At 54.1% G+C, this 21,106-nt stretch carries 18 protein-coding genes and 2 pseudogenes; 8 read left to right on the forward strand and 12 right to left on the reverse strand.

The genetic code is table 11. The features are described from left to right. Positions 1-11 precede the first annotated feature (11 nt). A complete protein-coding gene (ybeY, locus tag K9G39_RS00310) occupies positions 12-437 on the reverse strand; it encodes an rRNA maturation RNase YbeY (protein WP_292002926.1) in 426 nt (141 codons plus the stop codon). Next, positions 418-1,722, reverse strand: coding sequence for a GTPase HflX (hflX, locus tag K9G39_RS00315; RefSeq protein ID WP_292002927.1), 1,305 nt, complete (start codon positions 1,720-1,722; stop codon positions 418-420). The genes ybeY and hflX overlap by 20 nt, the downstream gene beginning before the upstream one ends. A 252-nt stretch (positions 1,723-1,974) precedes the next feature. On the opposite strand from hflX, the gene K9G39_RS00320 reads away from it, so the two are divergent. The 3 genes from K9G39_RS00320 to K9G39_RS00330 all read left to right on the forward strand — a co-directional run bounded on the left by K9G39_RS00320 (position 1,975) and on the right by K9G39_RS00330 (position 5,311). Beyond that, on the forward strand, positions 1,975-2,904 hold the full coding sequence (locus K9G39_RS00320; RefSeq protein ID WP_292002928.1) for a phytoene/squalene synthase family protein: 930 nt from the start codon (positions 1,975-1,977) through the stop codon (positions 2,902-2,904). Between the two features lie 69 nt (positions 2,905-2,973). After that, a complete protein-coding gene (lysS, locus tag K9G39_RS00325) occupies positions 2,974-4,494 on the forward strand; it encodes a lysine--tRNA ligase (RefSeq protein ID WP_292002929.1) in 1,521 nt (506 codons plus the stop codon). Between the two features lie 139 nt (positions 4,495-4,633). Further along, on the forward strand, positions 4,634-5,311 hold the full coding sequence (locus tag K9G39_RS00330; protein ID WP_292002930.1) for an ATP-binding protein: 678 nt from the start codon (positions 4,634-4,636) through the stop codon (positions 5,309-5,311). Here the strand turns inward: K9G39_RS00330 and K9G39_RS00335 are convergent. After that, positions 5,308-6,318, reverse strand: a complete 1,011-nt coding sequence (locus K9G39_RS00335; RefSeq protein ID WP_292002931.1) for an NAD-dependent epimerase — start codon at positions 6,316-6,318, stop codon at positions 5,308-5,310. The genes K9G39_RS00330 and K9G39_RS00335 overlap by 4 nt on opposite strands. Before the next feature lie 241 nt (positions 6,319-6,559). Between K9G39_RS00335 and K9G39_RS00340 the strand changes: the two genes are divergently transcribed. The 3 genes from K9G39_RS00340 to rimO all read left to right on the forward strand — a co-directional run bounded on the left by K9G39_RS00340 (position 6,560) and on the right by rimO (position 9,435). Then, positions 6,560-6,895, forward strand: coding sequence for a hypothetical protein (locus K9G39_RS00340; protein ID WP_292002932.1), 336 nt, complete (start codon positions 6,560-6,562; stop codon positions 6,893-6,895). A gap of 114 nt (positions 6,896-7,009) precedes the next feature. After that, positions 7,010-8,143, forward strand: a complete 1,134-nt coding sequence (tgt, locus tag K9G39_RS00345) for a tRNA guanosine(34) transglycosylase Tgt (RefSeq protein WP_292003062.1) — start codon at positions 7,010-7,012, stop codon at positions 8,141-8,143. Positions 8,144-8,145: 2 nt separating this feature from the next. Continuing rightward, positions 8,146-9,435 (forward strand): 30S ribosomal protein S12 methylthiotransferase RimO, encoded by a 1,290-nt coding sequence (rimO, locus tag K9G39_RS00350; protein ID WP_292002933.1) that lies wholly within the window; start codon positions 8,146-8,148, stop codon positions 9,433-9,435. A gap of 26 nt (positions 9,436-9,461) precedes the next feature. On the opposite strand, the gene K9G39_RS00355 is transcribed toward rimO, so the two are convergent. The 3 genes and pseudogenes from K9G39_RS00355 to K9G39_RS00370 all read right to left on the reverse strand — a co-directional run bounded on the left by K9G39_RS00355 (position 9,462) and on the right by K9G39_RS00370 (position 11,013). Next, positions 9,462-9,776 carry a carboxymuconolactone decarboxylase family protein gene (locus tag K9G39_RS00355; protein ID WP_292002934.1) on the reverse strand — a complete coding sequence of 105 codons (315 nt, stop codon included), beginning with the start codon at positions 9,774-9,776 and terminating at the stop codon, positions 9,462-9,464. A gap of 53 nt (positions 9,777-9,829) precedes the next feature. After that, positions 9,830-10,397, reverse strand: a pseudogene (locus K9G39_RS00360) (NAD(P)H-dependent oxidoreductase). Between the two features lie 64 nt (positions 10,398-10,461). Then, the gene (locus K9G39_RS00370) at positions 10,462-11,013 is read right to left on the reverse strand and encodes a hemerythrin domain-containing protein (RefSeq protein WP_292002937.1); all 552 of its coding nucleotides are present in this window, start codon (positions 11,011-11,013) and stop codon (positions 10,462-10,464) included. Between the two features lie 447 nt (positions 11,014-11,460). Between K9G39_RS00370 and K9G39_RS00375 the strand changes: the two genes are divergently transcribed. Both K9G39_RS00375 and K9G39_RS00380 read left to right on the forward strand, forming a co-directional pair. Continuing rightward, entirely contained in the window at positions 11,461-11,808 is a 348-nt protein-coding gene (locus tag K9G39_RS00375) for a helix-turn-helix transcriptional regulator (RefSeq protein WP_292002938.1), read from the forward strand. A 3-nt stretch (positions 11,809-11,811) separates the two neighbouring features. Then, complete coding sequence (locus tag K9G39_RS00380) at positions 11,812-13,116, forward strand: type II toxin-antitoxin system HipA family toxin (protein WP_292002939.1); 1,305 nt, start codon at positions 11,812-11,814, stop codon at positions 13,114-13,116. 339 nt (positions 13,117-13,455) lie between these two features. Here the strand turns inward: K9G39_RS00380 and K9G39_RS00385 are convergent. From K9G39_RS00385 to K9G39_RS00410, 6 genes and pseudogenes are all read right to left on the reverse strand, one after another. Next, a pseudogene (locus tag K9G39_RS00385) lies at positions 13,456-13,641 on the reverse strand (hypothetical protein); the annotation flags it as partial. A gap of 37 nt (positions 13,642-13,678) precedes the next feature. Then, positions 13,679-13,969 carry a DUF2589 domain-containing protein gene (locus K9G39_RS00390; RefSeq protein ID WP_292002940.1) on the reverse strand — a complete coding sequence of 97 codons (291 nt, stop codon included), beginning with the start codon at positions 13,967-13,969 and terminating at the stop codon, positions 13,679-13,681. 198 nt (positions 13,970-14,167) lie between these two features. Further along, the gene (locus tag K9G39_RS00395; protein ID WP_292002941.1) at positions 14,168-15,499 is read right to left on the reverse strand and encodes an MFS transporter; all 1,332 of its coding nucleotides are present in this window, start codon (positions 15,497-15,499) and stop codon (positions 14,168-14,170) included. Between the two features lie 55 nt (positions 15,500-15,554). After that, positions 15,555-16,223, reverse strand: coding sequence for a DUF2461 domain-containing protein (locus K9G39_RS00400; protein WP_292002942.1), 669 nt, complete (start codon positions 16,221-16,223; stop codon positions 15,555-15,557). A 25-nt stretch (positions 16,224-16,248) separates the two neighbouring features. Beyond that, the gene (locus tag K9G39_RS00405) at positions 16,249-19,623 is read right to left on the reverse strand and encodes a patatin-like protein (RefSeq protein WP_292002943.1); all 3,375 of its coding nucleotides are present in this window, start codon (positions 19,621-19,623) and stop codon (positions 16,249-16,251) included. 200 nt (positions 19,624-19,823) lie between these two features. After that, positions 19,824-21,074: a GDSL-type esterase/lipase family protein gene (locus K9G39_RS00410; RefSeq protein ID WP_292002944.1), complete on the reverse strand. Its 1,251-nt coding sequence runs from the start codon at positions 21,072-21,074 to the stop codon at positions 19,824-19,826. Positions 21,075-21,106: the final 32 nt, after the last annotated feature.

The raw sequence follows: 21,106 nt of genomic DNA on the forward strand, positions 1-21,106 counted from the left end.
GGATTTCTGGTTTACGGATTTACGGCATCACGACATCGATCGAGATAGAATTCCTCCTTCTCCTGCATATGGAGGCGATCTTCGGGCGTTCCATCCTCGTAACCGATCAGGTGAAGGGCCGAATGGATGGTCACGCGCAGCAGCTCCCGAAGAAAATCCGAGCCGAAACGGCGGGCGTTCTCCTCGATCACGTCGAGCGAAATGTAGAACTCCCCCTCCACCTCACGTCCCTTGTTGTAGCGGAAGGTGATGGTATCGGTAGCGTAGTCGTGCTGCAGAAACTCCCGGTTGATGCTCCGGATCATCCTGCGTCCGCAATAGACCGCCACAATATCCTCCGCGCTGAACCCCTCGGCAGCGAAAACATCGCCGATTGCGCGCTCAAGCAGCTCTTCCGGAAGAGGCTTCCTTGTGGTGTTAAAGATCTGCAGCGGCATGCTCCATCTCCCGGAAAGCGTTGATGTGCGCGTCGATATGCTTGATACTGTTTTTGTGCACTCTGTAGGTCAGTTCGATCTCTTCATCAAGATAATGCTTTTCAATCACTTCCGCATGTTCGTAAAGATATCCTATCAGCTTGTAGTTCGACACGTGGGTGCGGATTTTCCGCTCCCTGAAATCCTTTGCCAGGTGGTCGCTGATTTTTTCCTTCAGGGCGAAAAGATTGATTCCCCGAGCCGCCGATATGAATACCGCGTCGGGGTAGTGCGTACGCAGCTCCCTAAGCACGGCCGAATCCTCGAGCGCGTCGATCTTGTTGAAAACCTCGATAATGTTGTCGTGCTGCACCCCTATCTCCTTCAGTGTCTCGCCGACCACCTGCATCTGCTCCTCGAAACCCGGATGGCTCACGTCAATCACGTGCAGAAGAAAATCGGCCTGCAGCACCTCGTCGAGCGTCGATTTGAAACTCTCCACAAGGTTGTGCGGCAGCTTTCTGATGAATCCAACCGTATCGGAAAGCAGCACAAGCTTGTTGATTTTCAGTTCCAGACGCCTTGTTTTGGTGTCGAGCGTGGCGAACAGGCGGTTTTCGGCAAAAGCCCCGGCTTCGGGACAAAGCGCGTTCATCAGCGTGGACTTGCCGGCGTTTGTGTAGCCCACAAGGGCAACTCCGGGAATCAGGCGGCGACCCTGCGTCTGGGTACTGTGCTGCAGCGAAACCTCCCGCAGTTTTTTCTTCAGCCACGAAATCCGGTTGCGCACCAGCCTGCGGTCGGTTTCGATCTGCGTTTCTCCGGGACCTTTGGTTCCGATACCTCCCTTCTGTTTCGACAGATGAGTCCACTGGCCGGAAAGCCGGGGAAGCATGTACTCGAGCTGGGCAAGCTCAACCTGCATTTTAGCACGAGCGGATTTAGCCCTTATCGCAAAAATCTGCAGGATCAGTCCGGTACGGTCGATCACCTTGCACTCGAATGCCCGTTCGAGATTTCTTGCCTGGCCTGGGGAGAGGTCATCATCGACAATAACGATATCTATCGCATTCTCCTTGATGTACCCGGCGAGTTCTTCGACCTTGCCTTTGCCGATAAAATAGGCCGGATCGCGCAGCTTGCGCTCCTGGATAATCGTATCGAGCACATCCGCTCCCGCCGTATCGGCAAGAAAAGCAAGTTCTGAAAGATACTCCTCCACCTGCTGCCGCGGTATCTCGGGAGGGGTACACAACCCAATAAGCACCGCCCGTTCGCGTGGGCGATCAAGTACAAATGTATTCAATATGAAAGGGTAACGATTACGTAAGTAAAGGAATTACAACAAGGTGCCATGCGGCTTTTTGTGATATTTGACGCATTGTTATATCTTGATGCAACACAGAGAAAAACGTTTCTCTATCTTTAAAAGTTACACATTTTTGCGCTCATAAGCATCCAGGGAAACAAGCCTTGAGGTCGTTTGCCGAAAGGGGTTTTTCGCCGCACGCCTACGGTACCGGGAAATGGAGTCTGAATAGTAAAGCACTCATGTTACATGAATTACCGTTATAATGGACAGACTGCCCTGCAGGGGACCGGAAAAACGCTCACCCTCGACAATGCATACCGGTACTGCCGAGAAATATCGAAACATCACGCCAAAACATTTTATCTGGCGACGCTTTTCCTGCCGAAACGCCAGCAGAACCCTATTTTTGCTATTTACGCCCTGCTCAGAACAGTTGACGACCTTGTCGATCTTGCCGAAGACAAGCTCACCAACGGACAGATCACCCGGCAGGAGATCAACGGCCTGCTGGAAAACTGGAAAACAAGGCTGAAAAGCTGCTACCAGGGAGAGGTCGCCGACGACCCGATCATGATGGCGTGGCACGACACACTGAAAACCTACCCCATCGACATAGAGCTCCCGCTGGACCTTATGGACGGCGTAGCCATGGATATCGAGTTCAGGAAATTCGAAACCTTCGACGATCTCTACGTCTACTGCTACAAGGTCGCTTCTGTCGTCGGGCTCATGACTTCCGAAATTTTCGGCTACAGCGACCGGCAGGCGCTGCAGCACGCCATCGAACTCGGCATAGCCATGCAGCTTACCAACATCCTTCGCGATATCGGCGAGGATATCGACCGCGGCAGGATCTATCTTCCCATGGAGGATCTGAAACGGTTCAACTACAGCGAGGAGGAGTTCATGAAGAAAACCATGAACGGCAACTTCCTCGAATTGATGAAGTTCCAGATCGAACGGGCCAGAAGCTACTACCGTTCCGCCGAAAAAGGCATTCCCATGCTTGAAAAAGAGAGCCGCTTCGCCGTCATGGTAAGCAGCCAGAACTACTGCAACATCCTCAAGGCTATCGAAAAAAACGGCTACGATGTCTTTTCCCGCAGGGCATACCGTTCGTTCTACCAGAAAATCCGTACCATTCCCGGCATCTGGTACAAAACAAGAGTATCATAGCGATGCGAGCCGCAAGAGCGTCGGCACCGTCATCATTGCAAATTACCATTATTCATTTCAACCGCCATCATGCCGAAAGAGAACCAGCACCAGGAACAACCGCAGCTTTCCCTCAACGACCAGATGCAGCGCCGTTACGACGAGCGGCTGCACCTCATGGAATCAGGAGTCAACCCCTATCCCTGCCAATTCGACGTAACGACCTTTTCGACCGATATCATTGAAGCATTCCGCGATGAAGAACAGACGCCGGTATCGGTAGCAGGAAGGATCATGACCATCCGAAAGATGGGCAAAGCCTCGTTTTTTCACATGCAGGATTCGAAAGGCCGCATCCAGATCTATCTGAAAAAAGACGAGGTGGGAGATGCCGCCTACAGCACCTTCAAGCTGCTCGATATCGGCGATATTGTAGGAGTCGAAGGCTACAGCTTCAGGACGAAAACCGGCGAAATTTCCGTGCACGCCCTCCATTTCGAACTGCTCAGCAAATCGCTGCGTCCCATACCTGTCGCAAAGGAAAAAGAAGTCGAAGGCCAGAAAGTTGTATACGACGCATTCAGCGACAAGGAACTTCGCTACCGGCAGCGTTATGTCGATCTGATCGTCAACCCCGAAGTCCGCGACACCTTCATCAAGCGCTCGGCGATCGTCACATTCATGCGTGGCTTCTTCACCGGAAAGGGGTGGCTCGAAGTTGAAACCCCGATTCTGCAACCGATTTACGGCGGAGCTGCAGCAAGACCCTTCACGACACATCACAACGCGCTCGACATGCAGCTCTACCTGCGCATCGCCAACGAGCTCTACCTCAAGCGGTTGATCGTGGGCGGCTTCGACGGCGTTTTCGAGTTCGCCAAGGATTTCCGCAACGAAGGCATCGACAGGTTCCACAATCCCGAATTCACCCAGGTTGAACTCTACGTGGCTTACAAGGACTATAACTGGATGATGGAGCTTGTCGAGGAACTGCTCTACCGCACCGCCCTCGGCGTCAACGGAACTCACACCACCAGCTTCCTCGGCAACGAAATCTCCCTTGAACCGCCCTTCAGGCGGCTGACCATCGTCGACGCCATCAAAGATTACTGCAATATAGACGTCAGCGGCAAAAACGAAAGCGAACTGCGTTCGGCGGCAAAGGATCTCGGTCTGGAACTCGACCCGAAAATCGGCGCAGGAAAGATCATCGATGAAATCTTCGGTGAATTTGTCGAGCCGAAGCTCATTCAACCCACATTCATTACCGACTACCCAACCGAAATGTCGCCGCTCGCCAAGGAGCACCGCTCCAAACCAGGCTTCGTCGAACGCTTCGAGCTGATCGCGGGCGGCAAGGAACTCTGCAACTCCTTCTCGGAGCTGAACGATCCGGTCATCCAGCGGGAGCGCCTCGAAGCGCAGGCGAAATTACGCCTGCGCGGCGACGAGGAAGCCATGGTGGTGGACGAGGACTTCCTCAGGGCGCTGGAATACGGCATGCCCCCCTGCGCCGGGCTCGGCATCGGCATAGACCGCATGGTGATGCTGATCACCGGACAGGAGTCGATCCGCGATGTCATTTTCTTCCCGCATCTGAAACCGGAATAGGATTACGGGATTCCCCCCTCCATCAACTCTTTAGAAGCGGCATGCCGGCAGGGGTACAGTGGGGGCATGACCGGAACAGCCGGAGCAAAAGATCGACAGGACGCAACCGAGGTTCCTTTCAACATTGAACAGGCCCCTTATGACCCCTATCCGCAGCCGTTTCCAGCAGCTCTCCCTCTCTGAACTCGTAGCAGAGGGAGAAAACGGGCAGACCGAGTTCAAAAGGCTCGTTCACTCGCCCTCCAAAATAGCCAAACCCATCACGGCTTTCGCCAATACCTCAGGTGGCGTCATTCTCATCGGAGTGGACGACGACAAAAGGATCGTGGGCATCCACAGCGAAAAAGAGATCCTTGAAATCGTCGATGAAGGAGTAAAACTGCATATCGATCCGGAACCGGAAATCGAGATCTACCACGAGGAGTTCAAACGAAGGCTGGTGCTCATGGTGCTCGTTCCTGAAAGTCCCGACAAACCGCACTATCACATCGAACAGGCGACAGACCCCCGCACCGGAAAATCCGTGACGGAAAAACGGGTATACACCCGCGAAGGAAACCGGAACCGGGCGCTCTGCGACGACAGGATAATCCTGATGCAGTCGAAAAAAAATCCGCTGAAACTGTCGTTCGGCTCTGCAGAAAAAATGCTGCTTGGTTACCTGCAGCAGCAAAGGCAGATCACCGCCGGCGAATACGGAAAGATGGCAGGAATTCCCCTGGGGGAAGCCAGAGAGCGACTCATATCTCTGGTACGATCGGGAGCTCTCACACTGCGAACGGAAGGTACCATAAGCTACTATACTCTTCCCGCTTAAGCGATACCGTAATAGTCCCGATACCACGCCACAAACCGCCTTACCCCTTCCTCGACAGGCGTTTCGGGCTTGTAGTGCACATCCTGCTTGAGCTGGTCGACATCGGCATAGGTATCAGGTACGTCACCCGGTTGCATGGGCAGAAACTCCTTTTCCGCTGTTTTTCCGAGCTGCAGCTCAAGCGCAGCGATGTAGTCCATCAGGTTGACCGGTTTGCTATTGCCAATGTTGTACACCTTCCAGGGCGCACGGCTCGAACCGGGATCCGGGTGTAACCCCGACCACTCCGGGTTGCCTTCGGCATTGTGATCGAGCGTGCGGATCACCCCCTCGACGATGTCGTCGATAAAGGTGAAATCACGGCGGTGATTCCCGTAGTTGTACACCTGGATCGGGCGGTTGTTCAGGATGGCATCGGTAAAAAGAAAAAGCGCCATATCGGGGCGTCCCCAAGGACCATAAACGGTAAAAAAACGCAGCCCGGTTGTGGGTATATTGTAGAGATGACTGTAAGTGTGCGCCATCAGCTCGTTGGCTTTCTTGCTGGCCGCATAGAGGGAGAGCGGATGGTCAACGTTGTCATGCACGGAAAACGGCATGGTTTCGTTGGCCCCATAGACCGAGCTCGACGAAGCATACACAAGATGAGCGACGCCGTTATGGCGACAGCCTTCGAGAATGTTCAGAAAACCCTGGATGTTGCTTTCGATATAGGCGTGAGGGTTAATGAGCGAGTAGCGCACTCCCGCCTGGGCCGCGAGATTGATCACTTTATCGAACTTTCCCGTACGAAAAAGTTTTTCCATCCCCTGCCGGTCAGCCAGATCGGTTTTCACGAAACGGAAATTCGCGTACGGTTGGAGAAGCTTGAGGCGGGCCTCTTTAAGACTCACGTCATAGTAATCATTGAGATTGTCGAGACCCGTAACATTCTCTCCTCGTTCAAGAAGACGCTGGCAGACATGGAATCCTATAAAACCCGCAGCTCCGGTAACCAGAACGTTCATCGATAAAATGATTAAGATTGATACGAGCCACAACGGCACGTAAAGATTTCAGGGAAAATAAAAAAAGAAACTCGCTTTCCCGGCATTGAAAAGAACCTTCCTCAAAACCGGCTTGATTTTCATGGCCTGCAGGAAGGTTCAGGAAATCCGGTAAAAGAGGATAATGATATAGAAAAATCTCCTTTCTCTATCTTGTTCGATACGTATCATTGAGGTAAATTCGTATGAATACCGGACAGCTATGACCGATCACAAAAATACCCCCATACCGTTCATTCTCCTCCTGCTAAGCTTGCTACTCTCGGCCGCAGACGTCCCCGAAGGAGTGAAAACAGCAGACGATTATTACTGGAGCGGCAAGGAAAAATACCACAGCGGAGACTTCCGCGGAGCAATCGAAGATTACGACAAGGCCTCCGCACTTGCTCCGGGTACCGCGAAAATCTTCGGAAGCAGGGCTGCGGCCAAACGCAAAATCGGCGACAAGGAAGGTGCTATCGCAGATGCCCGCACGGCCGCACGACTCGGCGACAAGGACGCCCGGCGCATCCTGCGCATACTCGGCTACGACTGGTAGAATATCTTTTTGCTCTTCCCGGCTATCGGACGCCTCCGTTTTTTTCTTCCCGCAAAAAGTCGTTAGATTGGCGGTCTAAACCCTTACGGGTACCACTTAAAAACCGTCATGAACTTGCAATTCAGCCTCACCACCACCGATCCGCAATCAGCAGCGCGATGCGGCGTGCTCCATACGGATCATGGCGCCATCCCCACCCCGATCTTCATGCCTGTAGGCACGAGAGCCAGCGTGAAGTCAGTGCCGACCGATCTCCTTGAAGGGCTCAACGTCCATATCATTCTGGCCAACACCTACCACCTCTACCTTAAGCCGGGCAACGACATCATCCTTAAGGCCGGAGGCGTGCACCGGTTCATGAACTGGAACGGCCCCCTCCTGACCGACAGCGGCGGCTATCAGGTCTACTCGCTCTCCGATCTGCGAAAGATCACCGAAGAAGGGGTTACCTTCAAATCGCACATCGACGGTTCGAAACTGCAGTTCACGCCTGAAAACGTGGTGGATACGCAGCGCATTATCGGCAGCGACATCATGATGCCGCTCGACGAATGTCCTCCATCCACCGCCGAGCGCAGCTACGTGGAAAAGTCAGGAGAACTCACCCTGCGGTGGGCCGAACGCGCCAGAACGCACTTCCTTCGCACCAGCCCGCTCTACGGCCACCGGCAGTACCAGTTCGGCATCACCCAGGGAGGCGTGCATGCCGACCTCAGAACCATTTCCTCGAAAGCTCTCGTGGATCTCGATTTCGACGGCTACGCGGTGGGCGGCATGGCGGTGGGAGAACCCGCCGAAGCCATGTACCGGGTGCTGGAACTCTCGCACACCCTGCTTCCGGAGCACAAGCCGCGCTACCTTATGGGCGTTGGCACGCCGGAAAACATTCTCAACGCCATCGAACGCGGCATCGACATGTTCGACTGCGTGATCCCCACCCGGGAAGGACGAAACGGCCGGGTCTACACGCGCAAGGGAACCATGAACCTCCGCTCTGCCAGGTACTCCGAGGATTTCCGGTCCATCGACGAAGGCTTCCCGAACGAGGTATGCCGCAGTTACTCGCGCGCCTACATCCGCCACCTCCTGAACGTGGGCGAAATTTTCGGCCTCACGCTCTGCACCATGCAGAACATCTCCTTCTTCATGTGGCTCACGGCAACCGCCCGGACAGAGATACAGAACGGCACCTTCACCCTCTGGAAGAAGGAGTTTCTCCGCGAGTTCAACGGCAACACCCTGAAATAACCATGCGCAACATCTTTCTCCTGAGTCTCGGCTGCTCTAAAAACACCGTCGATTCCGAAAGGCTGATGGCCCAGGCCGCCGCGAGCGGTATGATTTTTACCGAGGTTGCCGACGACGCCGACATCATCCTCATCAACACCTGCGGCTTCATCCAGGACGCCAAGGAGGAGTCCATAGCCGAAACCCTTGCCGCCATCCGGAAAAAGCAGGAAGGCATGGTGCGAAAGGTCTACGTAATGGGCTGCCTGCCGGAGCTCTACCGGAAAGAACTGGGGGAGGAGATGCCCGAGGTGGACGGTTTTTTCGGAACCCGCGAACTTCCGGAAGTGCTTCAGGCCATCGGAGCCGGGTACCGCGAGGAGCTGTTCGACCGGCGCATGCTGCTCACACCGCCCCACTACGCGTTCCTGAAAATCGCCGAAGGGTGCAACCGGCAGTGCTCGTTCTGCTCGATCCCGAAAATCCGCGGACGCTACGTAAGCCAGCAGCCGGAACAACTGCTGCGCGAAGCCTCGATCCTGAAGGAGTCGGGAGTGTGTGAGCTGAACCTCATAGCTCAGGACATCAGCGTATACGGCTGCGACCTCGGAGGCAAGCCGCTCCTGAACGATCTCGTGCTCCGCCTCTCCGACATGGCGTTCCGGCGCATCCGCCTGCTCTACGCCTACCCGCTGAACTTTCCTATGGAGGTGATCGACACCATGCGCGAGCGGGAAAACGTGTGCAACTACCTCGACATGCCGCTGCAGCATATAAGCGACCGCATCCTTCGCTCCATGAACCGGGGCATCGACCGCGCCGGAACCCTCCGGCTGCTCGAATCCATACGCGAACGGAACCCCGGCATCCGGCTCCGCACCACCATGATCGCCGGCTACCCCGGAGAAACCAGGGAGGAGTTCGAGGAACTGCTGCGGTTCGTCGAGGAGAGCCGCTTCGACCGACTCGGCTGCTTTCCCTACTGCCACGAGGAGTACTCGCCCGCATACCTGCTCGAAGACAATGTTAACCCCGAAGAAAAACAGGACCGCGTGGCGGAACTCATGGAGCTGCAGGAATCCATTTCGCAGGAAAAGAACCGGGAGTACGAGGGGAAGGAGATCTTGGTGCTCGTCGATCAGGTGGAAGAGGGGACGGCCTTCGGCCGCACCGAGTACGACGCCCCGGAAGTGGATAACGAATGCATCCTCGAAACCGCTGGCTTCGACGTCCGACCCGGCATGTTCTGCCGAGCCAGTATCACCGACTCGACGCCCTACGATCTGGAGGGAGAGGTAACCGGAATCGAGTAAAAAAAACCGTTCACCGGCAAAGACCGTTACTGCCCTTCGCCGTCGTAAGCCTCCAGCGCAGGCGGAAGGGCGCCGATCACCACCGCCCCGGCAGCGGGCAGGCCTACAAGAACCGCACTCACCACCTCCTCACGCGAGGCGCCTTGCGACTTGGCGGAAAGCACATGGAACGGAATCCCTGAAATATTGCCGGTAGCGGCAAGAACCGCCAAATATGCCAGTTCCTCCGTTTTCCTGTCGAGCGCGCTGGCTGCATCCAGCGCTTTAGCGGCCTGCATCCATGCCTCGGCGTGAGCCGGAGCCTCCTGCATGAACATGGCAAAAGCCTTTGAAACGCTCATCGAACTCCCCCTATCGTGCCAAGTGTTTGATATAACCAGATCTTCCCAAAAACTCACTGAGCTTTGCTGCAAGTGTTGGTCTCAACCCACAGTGCGTAGGCCTGCATAAACTTCGTTCCGAACTCCCTGAACGAATCGCTCGCAAGATTGCTGCTCTCGTCAAAAAGAGCGGATGCGTTGCCGATGTAAGCCTCGGGCTGCTGCAAAACCGGAACGTTAAGAAACACCAGCGACTGCCGCAAATGGTGGTTTGCGCCGAACCCCCCTATCATCCCTGGAGAAACGCTCATCACGGCGCCCGGTTTTCCGTTCCAGACACTTTTCCGGTAGGGACGCGACCCCACGTCAATTGCGTTCTTGAGCACCACCGGTACCGACCGATTGTACTCCGGCGTAACAAACAGGATCCCGTCAAACGCTTTTACCCGTTCACGAAACTCCACCCGGACGGCGGGGCCTGTCGGTATCGAGATCCTCGTTATAGAGCGGAAGCTGGGCAATTTCGATTACTTCAAGCGTTAGCGATGCAGGGGCAAGCGCGATGAGCACTCTTGCCATTTTCCGGTTGAAGGATTCCCTGCGAAGGCTTCCCACAACAACTGCAATCTTTTTCTGAATCATTGCAATTCTCCTGTTCGTTGCCGAGCAGCCATTATTTTCAAGCATACCGCTTTCCGAAAACAGTTCAACCGAACTGCCGTTCAAGATCACCGGCAAGCCGGGCCAGACGTTCGAGGCTATCATGGCCGATGCGAAGATCGACCTTCTCGAATTCACTATACAGAGCATCAAGCTCATCAGGATTCAGCACCTTGTTGGTCATGGGAAACAGCAGATAGTCCTCTTTCCAGATGTGGCCGGGATAAAGATCGGCAATGCCGCGAAGGCTGCCGATCAGTCCTTCGTAAGCTTCCGGCTCGTTTCTGACATATGCTTCAGCAGATTCGGCGAGGCGCCTGACCAGCGACCTTCCCGAAACATGATCGGCGACGAGAGCTCCAATAGGGCATCCCTGCATCGGAACACCCTTCTCTCCGAGCGCCGGAAACAGCAGATCCTCTTCCTTGCCGTGATGGCATTTGTCGGCATAAATCCGCATGAATTCAACAATGCCCTGCAGAATGTCCGGCTTGATGACACCGCCTTCCTCAAGCCTCTCGGCAAGGAGCGGCGTAATACCGACAATCCGGGCAATGACCCGGTGTTCAGCTTCAAGCATTTCCGTTGGACTGTTCATGGCTGCCTCCCTGTCAGGAGTTGATGAATGAGACACGATTGCCGGACCTCTCTTCTCCATAATTACAAGTATGCAGATTCGGTCGTTCCCCAAGTCTCCATTCTCCTGCGGGCTACTCTCCCCTGTCGTCAGAATTCGGATTGCCGGCTATCCGGATATTCCGAACGATCCTGTCTCACAAAAGCGAAGCTATCGTAAAAGGCTTTTATCGCCAATAACCCTTATCCGCCTGAAATAATGCTCGGCTGCCGTCATAAATAACTTACGGATCAACGTCTCAAAGCGTAAAGGAAAAGAATCTCGATAGGTAATTGCGAGTGATAAATCATGCACATAAAGCATCATTCATGCCTTACGCATGATTAGTCATTCATATTATTTACTCGAAACAAAAAAAGTGATATCTTACAAATGATAATTCATGCATTACCGATAAAAAGCAGCTTTATGACTGATAATTCATTCACAAGATGGCGTTCAATGAGCGACAATGCACTGGTCGGGCATATCGGAGCTTTTGTAAGGCACCACCGCATGGAGCAGAACAAGACCCAGGATGAACTGGCTCATGCCGCCAGCATCAGCCGCTCGACCCTGAGCTTGCTGGAAAGGGGAGAATCGATTACCCTCGGCACCCTGATTCAGGTACTCAGGGTATTGGACCAGCTGCAGGTAATGGAGGCGTTTGTGGTGGAGCAGCGCATCAGCCCGCTCGCGCTGGCCAGAATGCAGAAAGAGAAACGGCAGCGGGCACGAGGAAAAAAAGACGGAAATGCAGCGGAATATGAATGGTGAAACATGATCGTAGCCGAAGTGAGCATATGGGAAGAACTGGTCGGTGCGGTGGCATGGAACGATGCCGCAGGACTGGCTGCGTTTGAATATGATACCGGCTTCAAATCGAAGGGATGGGATATCTCACCCCTGCAAATGCCTGTTTCGGATACCAGAAACATCTACGGCTTTCCGGCCCTGCGCAAAAAAGCCGAACCTGCCCTGGACTCTTTCAGGGGCTTGCCCGGCTTACTGGCCGATGTGCTGCCCGACCGCTACGGAAACGAACTGATCAACCAGTGGCTTGCCTGGCAGGGCCGTCCGCAGGACAGCATGAATCCGGTGGAGATGCTCTGCTTCATCGGAACCCGGGGCATGGGCGCCCTGGAGTTTCAGCCCGCCACCATGAAAGAGAGCAAACGGACCTTCGCCGTAGAGATAGAGAGCCTGGTGGACATGGCAAAAAAAATGCTCTCCGGAAAAGAGGCTTTTGCCGCCAACCTCAGGACGGACGAGGAGAAAGCCATACCGGAACTGCTCCGTATCGGCACGTCTGCCGGGGGGGCAAGGCCGAAGGCCGTCATTGCGTACAACGAAAAAACAGGCGAGGTCCGATCAGGACAGTCCACTGCCCCAAAAGGCTTCGAGCACTGGCTCGTCAAGCTGGACGGCGTGAGCGACATTCAGTTGGGCACGAGCCACGGCTATGGAAGGGTTGAAATGGCGTATTGCAACATGGCCACAGCCTGCGGCATAACCATGATGCCGTCACGATTGCTGGAAGAAAACGGCCGTGCTCACTTTATGACCAAACGCTTCGACCGGGAAGGCGGTTCAACGAAACATCACATACAAACCTTCAGCGCTCTGAAGCACTTCGACTACATCTCGGTAACGAGTTTCAGCTATGAGCAGCTTTTTCAGACCATGCGCGAACTGAAACTGACCTATCCCGAAGCCGAGCAGATGTTCAGAAGAATGGTTTTCAACGTGGCGGCCCGAAACTGCGACGACCACACCAAAAACTTTTCGTTCAGGCTGAAAAAGGATGCCCGGTGGGAACTGGCTCCGGCCTATGATCTCTGCCACGCATACCAGCCCGATCATCGATGGGTAAGCCAGCATGCCCTGAGCATCAACGGAAAACGGACGGACATCACCAGAGAAGACCTTCTTGAAATCGGCAGATCAATCAAAAACAAAAAGGCCTCGGAAGTAATCGACGAAATCAACGCAACGGTAGCTCAATGGAAACAATATGCCGACGAAGCAGCCGTCTCGCCCGGCCTGCGCGACCGGATCGCCAAAACCCTTGTCCATCTGAAATAATCGACCAACCTGCGGAGGAAACCTGATTGCTCAAATCTTTCGAGCCTTTCCGCCACCATTCTGCGACAATCCGAGACTTATATCTTGTTGCACTGCGTCCCTCAGTCTTGCAGGAACAAGTAGATATGAACGTGAAACGCAGGGCACCACTCCGTGCTACCGATATGTCGCTCCTGACGGAACTCGAAGAAAAAACACCCATAAGTCCCGGAGGAACGATATATCGGTAGAATACCGGCAATCCCCCAACAAATACGGCTTTCCATTACATATGTCGCACCCTGTGCTACCGGTATTTACGCCTCTGCGGGGCTTAGGAAAAAACCTTTTTGCATTCGATTACCGCGCCCTCTCCAGAATCGACACGCACTCATGGAGCTCATGCTTTTTTGCAAATGTAAGCGGTGTTTCATAGTTCCGGTCGCACAAATCCGGATTGGCACTTTTTTCAATCAGATACCGGCCGATATCCGCACCATTATCAAGAAGCAAGGTGGTCATCCTGATATTTCCGTTTGTGGCGGCGAAATGAACGAAACATCATGCCTGTTCAGGCTTGCCTTTATATCCCGGCACTTTTCAGCTTTTCGATATTGTCGAACAACTCGGCATTGCCAAGACCTTCGAGCGGCAGATGCAGATATTCGGGTTCGTGGGCTTCGGGGCGGACAAACTCCACCCTCATGACGGGCGGACGCTGTCCTGTCGGGTCGATGTCGAAGCAGACACTCCTGATGAAATCAGCGGTGGCCTCAGCAAGGCGCATCTGTGCTTCGCATGCGGCCTGAAGCGGCCCGCCGATAAGATCCGCCATCGGCAGTCCCTTGAACTGATCTTCCATATTTACAAGCATTGCGGTTCATGGTTTGGGGTTCCCTGAATGCAGACACGAATTTCAACGATATTTTTCAGGAAGTTACGGCGTATTCCCGTCATGAACACGCAGGGCTCGTAACCTGTGACACCAACCAGCCTCCCCTTCGGAGCTTGACAAGAAACATCCTTTACAAGTCCCGTCAGGGACGGCATGTCGGTAGAATACGACAATCCTTCACGCCCCTTCTCCGGCGGCCTCGCCGGAAAAGCCGAAAGCTCCTCGCGTAACCGCAAGGGTGGAAAGCGCCGCGAAAAGCAGGCAGAGGGAGAACATGGCGAGCACAAGTTCCATCCGCTCCCCTGCGCTTTCGCGTATCCTCCCGACCAGTTCAGGACTTACGTATCCGGCGATATTGCCGAACGAGTTAATGACCGCGATGCCGGCAGCGGCGGCCGTGCCGCCGAGCATTGACGATGGCAGCGACCAGAAGCAGGAGAGCGCGGACATGATGCCTGCGGTGGCTACCGAGAGTGCCGCGATACCGTACCACCCTCCGACCTGCGGCATGGCCGAAAGGGCGAATGCCGCAGCAGCAGCCAGGCAGGGCGCCGCGACATGCCAGCGGCGCTCACCGGTCCGGTCGGAATGCACGCCGTTGAGCACCATCACCACGGCAGCGGTGAACCAGGGAATCACGGATATCCAGCCGATAGCCCGCTCGTCGGTGGTGATGGTGTCACGAATGATCTGAGGCAGCCAGAACGAGATGCCGTACAACCCCATGACCACAAGAAAATACACTCCGCTGAACCCCCATACTTTCGGGTTTTTCATGGCGTATCCCGCCGTACGTGATGCCGAACCGCCCTGCAGCCGCCGCTCCTCGTCGAGGGTCGCCCGGCGCAGCAGCAGCTCCTTCTCCTCAGTGTCGAGCCATGAGGCGTCGCGGGGCGAATCGTCGAGATAAAAAAGCACCGCAACGCCCATCGCGGCCGATGGCAGCCCTTCGAGCACGAAGAGCCACTGCCAGCCCTGCAGCCCGCCGAACCCGTCCATGACCTTGAGAATGGCACCGGAAACCGGCCCGCCAACAACGCCTGCAATGGCGACCGCGGTCATGAACCAGGCAACCATGCGCGCACGGTACTTCGAAGGAAACCAGATCGTGAGGTAGAGAATTATGCCGGGAAAGAAGCCCGCTTCGGCGACCCCGAGCAGAAAACGCAAAAGGTAGAAAGCGTGCTCGCCTGCGACGAATATCTGCAGACTGGCAATGATGCCCCAGGTGATCATGATGCGCGCTATCCATATCCTCGCGCCCACCCTTGAGAGAATGATGTTGCTCGGCACCTCGAAAAGCAGATAGCCGATGAAGAAGATCCCAGCCCCGGTGCCATAGGCAATATCGCTTAAACCGAGGTCCCGCGACATCTGCAGTTTTGCGAAGCCCACGTTGACCCGGTCGAGGTAGGCAAGGATGTAGCAGAAAAAGAGAAACGGCACGAGATGCCATGCGGCCTTGCGGTAGGCGGCAGGCTCGACGGCAGAAGATGAGGGGGAATGCATGATGGACGGCAATACGGTTATGGTTATGGTTATGGGGGAAACGGATAACAGTTCGCTACAGCGGCCGGTTGAGAAAATCCACCATCGGCTTCACCGTCCGGTAGAGTGCGACGAGCCTCGGGGCAAAGCCCGGCGAGGTCACTTCGGCGTCGCTGAAAAAACGCTGGGTGTAGTACCCCTTGTACCTGAGATAGTCAATGGCCGGGTCGTCGGCATCGTACCCTTTCGGCGGTCTTTTCAGAAGTCCCGAAGGCAGCACGCCTTCGGGAAACTCCCTGCTGAAGGCTTCATGCGAAATGATCGAGCGCCACTCGCTGAAATGCCCGCCGATCTCTTCCCTCAGAAGTTCAAGCACCGCTGGTTCGGGCATGTAGACACCGCCTCCGGCAAACGACTCCCCTTCCGGCCCTATATGCACGTAGTAGCCGCCGAACGGGCTCCTGCGCCCTCCACGGTTGACGAACACGAAAAAATTGGTTTTGTAGGGCGACTTGTCTTTTGAAAAGCGCACGTCGCGGTAGATGCGCATGATGCAGTTTTTCGGATTGAGACCCGACGCGGCAACTGCGGGATCGAAGGCGCAAACCTCCCGAAGCATCTCAGCCGTGAGCCCGATCACCTCTCCGTAAGCATCCCGGAACTCCGGCCTGTGCTCCTCGAACCACTCGCGGGTATTCCGGGCCTTCAGGCCTCGGAGAAACAACAGTGTTGAAGGGGTAATCATGGCATGTATCTCTTGTCAGTTATTGTCAATCCCACAAATTCATCGATACGAACCACTTGTGCACTCCCTCAACCACTCCCCACCACTCTTGCTGCAAGCCGCTGACCGCAACGATGGAAGCGATGCCCGAAAGCAAAAGCACCAGTATCAGCGCTGTTCCGAGGCTTTTAAAAACAAGCGCCCACTTGTTCTTGAAAAGCAACAGGTCACGCAGCCAGAGCACGGTCAAATGAACAGCGCCGGTAAGGGCGAGAATCGTGAGACCAAGACGCTGAACTCCTGGGTTCACGAACAGGAGGCCGAGTATCAGGAGCAGTGTTTCAAACAGGTAAAGAAGCTGCATCCAGTGCTTGAAGACGAGGTTCGTCATGCTGCGTGGCACCGAAGCCTCAACAAGCCACCAGAGCAATGTGCCAGCACGCATCATCACGGCAAGTAACCCCTTTCCCGCAACACCGTACTGATCGGCAATACCCGAAAGGATTTTGCCGGTCACGGTGGTTGCCCTTGCTGCATTTTTCAGCGCAGCTTCGGGTTCAGGCACATGGTTGGAACGAAACACCCGAAGGTAATGATCACGCAATTCCCGTTCATCGATGTCGCGAAACGCCTGTGAATAGTCATAGCGCGAACGGGCCATTCTCGTTGTATACGCTTTCAGCTTGCGGATGAACGACACAAACGACTCAGGAACAGGCTTGCCGGAAGCCGGGCGCATGAAGGCTTCAACGAGCAGGTCTTTCGATTCGTCCGGTCCCATCTCCCTCATCGTATCGAGCACGATTGCCGCATGCGCCTCGCCGATATAGGAATCGGCATCTGCGGCATCGGGGAGAAGCGCCCTGATGATGCGCTCCGCCCCGTCGAGCTGGCCCCACATGATGTCGTTGCGCCGCCACCGCTCTTCCATGAAAGCACCGAAATTGCCAAGCGCTGTTCCTGCAAGTTTTTTCAGACGGTCTTTCCGCTCGTCCACAAGAAAAGTCGCGTCTTCAGGGCTGATGCGCGACACGTCGATTCTGGTTCCTTCGTCGGCGGCTGTGCCGTAGAGGATGGGAAAAAGCACCATATCGTAATCGCTATAGCTCCGGTAGGTGTTACCGAGAACAGAACGGGCGGCAGTTGCGCCGAAATCAGAATTCTTTGTAACGGTTTCGTCGATACAAAGTGCCTTTCGACACACTCCGTCGCTTTCCTCTATAGCCCGGGTCAACCGGTTTTTGACCTTGATGGCAATCCTGTCGAGCAGCCGGATTACCTTTTTGTTGCCTTCAAGAAAACCGGCGGCCACCTCCTCGCTTGCCTGTTGCGCGCTTTTGCCCCCGGAACGTCCGGAACCGAGAAAAAAATCGATAACCGGCCTGAAAGTAGCATCCCGATCATCACCCGTCTGTTTAGCGGAACCGCTTTGCATCGACGTCGAAAGACGAACATCGTCGCTTCCGGAAAGAGCATCGACAAGCTCCGCCACAAGATCATAGAGCGGGTTGGCATCTTTCCCGTCCGTTCCTTCGCGAGGCCTGAAACGCGAACGAAGCTCGCGGCCCACTTCAATAAGTCGGCTCTGCATCGCAAGAGCATCCTTCCTTGCCGAGAGCAGCTCGACCCTGAAGGACGAAATCCAATCGTCCGAGCCGGCAGGAACCGGTTCGTCAAGCCACTTTTCGAGATCTTTTGACAGCTCCTTTGTATCCATGGCATAAAACCGGTCGATGCGGCGCTTAAGAAACCGCAATCTCCTGAGGGGAAATGTCAGGTCGAACCAGTGCAAAAAAGTGTTCATGGTACGTGGAGGCATTTCCGTGTGAGCATCTTCTTTCCGGTCGGTATCGTACTCCGATCCCCGGTATCTGACAAACCGTTCTTCCCGCCATGCACGCACGAGGTTTCTGAACACTCGTGCCGTATCGGATTGTTCGTCGAACCCTGCAACACGGGCAAGCAATGTGCCGAAATCATCGGTTACCGATTCGATTTCCAGCCGTTGGTATGCCGCATACCCGGGGCCTTTTCGAAGGGTCATATCAGCCATGTCGAGCATTCCCCACTCCCTGTCATTGAGACCTGGCTTTGCCCAGAACGGCTCGGCTCCGGCATCTTCGCCTTTTTCGATTTTCTTTTGCCAGGCCCTGTAGACATAGACATAGGGAGCGACCCACCCGGACTGCAGTTTGTCAGCATCGAGATTTATGGTAATCTGTTCTATCCGCTCTAACAGTCGGTTTCGTTCGAGAATTTTTTCGAGGTCGCCCCGTATGGTTTCGTAACGAGGCAGTTTCAGGAGAGCGGCAATGCTGTTTTCAATCGCGTTTGGCCGGCCGTTTTTTTCAGGATCGGATTCGGGATGGTCGGGAACCGGCTCTATATAGAGCAGCTTGCGCTCGACCGGCAGATCGGAGTGGCGCGCCGAGATGGTTTCAACAGCATAGGAAAATGGCTTGTTATCGAGATAGCCCCCATCGCCAAACGGCCGGTTGCGGTATGAAACGCAACCTGAAGCAGGCTTGTCGGGATATCCGCGGAAAAACCGCTTCCATCGATCACCACTCGAAAGAAACTCCTCGCCATAGTCTTTCCGCCTGAGCACCTCGTCGATATCGCTAAGCATGACAGGCTCAAAAGCAAAGGGAAACGATGAGGTGGAACGGGCCGCAAAAGCCAGCATGGGATTGTTCTCCTTCACGAAATCGTTCCAGGTGGTCTGGCTTGTATCCGAACTTGAAAACCTGAACACATTGCGGTGCCTGCGTTCGTAAACCGTGCTGTCGGTTAATTCGATGGGCAGGATGAGGCCAAGAATATCAGTCGTGGTAACGAACAGGTCGAGTTCCCGCACATACGCGGAGGGAGAATTGCCGGATCCAGGTTGTCTTGCATCATCCATTTTTTCAAACGCCTCAAGCAGCTTCTGGTACATTCTTCTGCTGTTAAAAAGCGACTGGGGCGAGCGCTCGACCTTCAGCACGGTATCTTTCACAGACCTTGAGTCGTTGATGAGTAAAGCGGCATCACCCTCGGCAATCCAGAGATTCTTGAGATCATCCATGCCAAGACCGGTTGCAAGTGCCTTGGCAAGAAAAATGCCATTGATCCCTCCTGCCGAGGTACCTGAAATGACATCAATAGTGAATTTGCGTTCCAATGCGGCATCGCGCACCAGCATTTCATCTACGTTCGTAGCGCCGGCAAGGCGGTAGGCAATCTTCCGGTAGACGGTTTCCACTCGATCAAGCATCCCCGAAGGAATGAGCGGTGTAACGCCGTCCTGCCCCGTAGCAGTCGCACGGACCATGCGCAGCAGCTCATGGGCGATGCCGTTCATGTAGATCGCAAGGGATACGCCGCCGTACATGACGACGGCGAAGCGGATTTCGGATTTCGGGGAACCGGAGGCAGCCATTGCAGACAGGGGTTTTCGATTGAAAAAGTCGTGCGGAATACTGCTGAAGCTCGCTGGCTATATATACGCGGAAAGACGGACGCGCATCGCTGAAGGCTCTTTTCAGATAAAGATATGAAGCGTTGCCATTGATCGCAAAAATCTGCGATTATAACAAAGAAAACTTAATGATTGATGCTACAGGGCACGGAATGGATAATTCAGTGATGATCACGGTTCTGTTCATCGATGGCATCCAGCAAAGCCTTGAGCAGCATCTCACCCTGAAGCTGATATGCCTGTTTGCTGAAATGAACCAGATCCGGCCGGAGCAGTCCTGTTCTGCGAAACAGTTCAGCGCCTGAAAAGCCGCCTAAAATACTGTAAAGATCCCAGGTACAGATATTTTTTGTATTGCCGAGCCGGCATATTTCCTCAGAAACTGTTTTAAGTACAGGATTTGGATAGTTTCGTCTGTAATATGAAACCGGGGGAGTTGTCAGAATAATGACGGCACCAGGTGAAGTTTCCCTGAGTTTCGATACCATCGTATTTACTCTGTAACTGAATTCATCAGGGTTCAGCTGCTGGTTCTGCGCATCGTTGGTTCCAAGAGATATAATGTAGCAATCTGCCTGTAAGAAAGGCAGTTGTTGCCAGAAAAGCGGCGTTCTCAGATAGGAATCGAAGTCAGCACCATTGACCCCTATGGTATGATACAGTACTCCTGTTGCATTCTTGTTCTCGAATGAGACCCCATAAAAAACTAATCCGGTGGAATCCGTTGCACTCTTTGCAATACTTATGTTCCTTGTCTTGCCACCAACATCAACCATCAGTTTGCCATTGACATCTTCCGGCTCCAGACATACCGTTTCTTTTCTGTATCCTGAAGTGCCTATATCAATACATCCTGTTGTATTTCCGACAAATAAACGAACCATATCGAAGCCATCATCGTCAATCCGGGCATAACGCAATCCAATGGAAAGAGATGCCTGGAGTGAATCGGTTTTTATTGCATAACCGCACACACCACAATCGATTTTCGGCTTCAACTCTGTGAGACGTGAATAGTTCCAGGGCACTCCAGAGGTAGCCATTACATCTGAAGGAGCATTGCTTCGGGCAAGCTGATAAGGAAATATCAGCCCTCGTCCGGCATTTCCATAACGACTGTGCAAACCCTCTCTCAGGACTTTCGACATCATATCCGCCTGTAAATGTGAATCTCCAATATGAATAAACCGGACCACACGAGCAGCTGTTGCTGCTGTCTTTTGTAACTTTATTGCCAGTCCATGGAGCTGTTTGGAGTTGTGCAAACGATTGCGTTCTCCATTGACAAAAACCTGACGGACACTATCCTGGAACAATTCGGACACAACAGGCAATGATACATTGCGCCCGTATAATGCTGACGGGATGCTGAAAAGAATAAAAACAGCTACGAAAAAATATTTTTTTACCATATAACACCTCTTAATTACAAGCAAAACACAAA

Source organism: Chlorobium sp., assembly GCF_021740465.1.
Classification (GTDB): Bacteria; Bacteroidota; Chlorobiia; order Chlorobiales; family Chlorobiaceae; genus Chlorobium.

What these genes read in the sequence shown, in the direction of transcription:
- ybeY (WP_292002926.1), bottom strand. Translation starts at nt 437, where the DNA reads ATGCCGCTGCAGATCTTTAACACCACAAGGAAGCCTCTTCCGGAAGAG.
- K9G39_RS00320 (WP_292002928.1), top strand. Translation starts at nt 1,975, where the DNA reads ATGAATTACCGTTATAATGGACAGACTGCCCTGCAGGGGACCGGAAAA.
- lysS (WP_292002929.1), top strand. Translation starts at nt 2,974, where the DNA reads ATGCCGAAAGAGAACCAGCACCAGGAACAACCGCAGCTTTCCCTCAAC.
- K9G39_RS00330 (WP_292002930.1), top strand. Translation starts at nt 4,634, where the DNA reads ATGACCCCTATCCGCAGCCGTTTCCAGCAGCTCTCCCTCTCTGAACTC.
- K9G39_RS00335 (WP_292002931.1), bottom strand. Translation starts at nt 6,318, where the DNA reads ATGAACGTTCTGGTTACCGGAGCTGCGGGTTTTATAGGATTCCATGTC.
- K9G39_RS00340 (WP_292002932.1), top strand. Translation starts at nt 6,560, where the DNA reads ATGACCGATCACAAAAATACCCCCATACCGTTCATTCTCCTCCTGCTA.
- rimO (WP_292002933.1), top strand. Translation starts at nt 8,146, where the DNA reads ATGCGCAACATCTTTCTCCTGAGTCTCGGCTGCTCTAAAAACACCGTC.
- K9G39_RS00355 (WP_292002934.1), bottom strand. Translation starts at nt 9,776, where the DNA reads ATGAGCGTTTCAAAGGCTTTTGCCATGTTCATGCAGGAGGCTCCGGCT.
- K9G39_RS00370 (WP_292002937.1), bottom strand. Translation starts at nt 11,013, where the DNA reads ATGAACAGTCCAACGGAAATGCTTGAAGCTGAACACCGGGTCATTGCC.
- K9G39_RS00375 (WP_292002938.1), top strand. Translation starts at nt 11,461, where the DNA reads ATGACTGATAATTCATTCACAAGATGGCGTTCAATGAGCGACAATGCA.
- K9G39_RS00380 (WP_292002939.1), top strand. Translation starts at nt 11,812, where the DNA reads ATGATCGTAGCCGAAGTGAGCATATGGGAAGAACTGGTCGGTGCGGTG.
- K9G39_RS00390 (WP_292002940.1), bottom strand. Translation starts at nt 13,969, where the DNA reads ATGCTTGTAAATATGGAAGATCAGTTCAAGGGACTGCCGATGGCGGAT.
- K9G39_RS00395 (WP_292002941.1), bottom strand. Translation starts at nt 15,499, where the DNA reads ATGCATTCCCCCTCATCTTCTGCCGTCGAGCCTGCCGCCTACCGCAAG.
- K9G39_RS00400 (WP_292002942.1), bottom strand. Translation starts at nt 16,223, where the DNA reads ATGATTACCCCTTCAACACTGTTGTTTCTCCGAGGCCTGAAGGCCCGG.
- K9G39_RS00405 (WP_292002943.1), bottom strand. Translation starts at nt 19,623, where the DNA reads ATGGCTGCCTCCGGTTCCCCGAAATCCGAAATCCGCTTCGCCGTCGTC.
- K9G39_RS00410 (WP_292002944.1), bottom strand. Translation starts at nt 21,074, where the DNA reads ATGGTAAAAAAATATTTTTTCGTAGCTGTTTTTATTCTTTTCAGCATC.